The organism is Brevundimonas sp., from assembly GCF_046293315.1.
Taxonomy (GTDB): domain Bacteria; phylum Pseudomonadota; class Alphaproteobacteria; order Caulobacterales; family Caulobacteraceae; genus Brevundimonas.
The window spans coordinates 1-602 of record NZ_JBKBPF010000085.1; the positions used below are offsets into that span (position 1 = coordinate 1).

1 protein-coding gene and 1 tRNA gene are annotated in these 602 nt (G+C 62.1%); both read left to right on the top strand.

Annotation, left to right across the window (positions count from 1 at the left end):
* Positions 1 to 28: 28 nt before the first annotated feature.
* Positions 29 to 196, top strand: a complete 168-nt coding sequence (locus ACK4SE_RS14140; RefSeq protein WP_409694003.1) for a DNA gyrase inhibitor YacG — start codon at positions 29 to 31, stop codon at positions 194 to 196.
* A gap of 62 nt (positions 197 to 258) precedes the next feature.
* Positions 259 to 334: transfer RNA gene (locus ACK4SE_RS14145), tRNA-Phe, on the top strand.
* Positions 335 to 602: the final 268 nt, after the last annotated feature.

Below are 602 nucleotides of genomic sequence, written 5' to 3' on the forward strand. Positions count from 1 at the left end.
GACGCATTCAGTATCGAGGAGGCCTGAGATGGCGACCTGTCCCATCTGCCGCCGCGCGCCGGCGACGCCGAAATACAAGCCGTTCTGTTCCAAGCGGTGCGCCGATATCGACCTGCAACGCTGGTTCACGGGCGGCTACGCCATCCCGGCCGAGCCTGCCGACGACCTGCCCGATGATCCGGGTGAAGAAGTCTGAGATCACCGCTGGACAGGTTTTGAAGGCTCGCATATAGACGCCGCTCTCGCGACGCGACGCGCGCCTGGGTAGCTCAGTTGGTAGAGCAGCGGATTGAAAATCCGCGTGTCGGTGGTTCGAATCCGCCCCCAGGCACCATCTCTCGTTGCAGGCCTCGAATTGGCCTATCGCGGTTATCATCAAAATGTCGCTTTCGGGGCGTTTCCTGCCCGATGCGCGCTCGTGTTTCCCCGTCGAGGGGAAAAGCGTCTGTGCACACTTGACGCTCCGGAACGGGTTCGCCAAAGGGTGCTGGACCGCTTTCTTTCACGAGCGGCCGGAAGCCCGACGGAATATTCCACACGGCGACCGTTCACCCCCTCCCGACCACCTCGGTCGAAGGGAACGTTAGAAGGCGATCCGTCGT

Coding starts and splice junctions, on each gene's coding strand:
- ACK4SE_RS14140 (WP_409694003.1), top strand. CDS start 29: ATGGCGACCTGTCCCATCTGCCGCCGCGCGCCGGCGACGCCGAAATAC.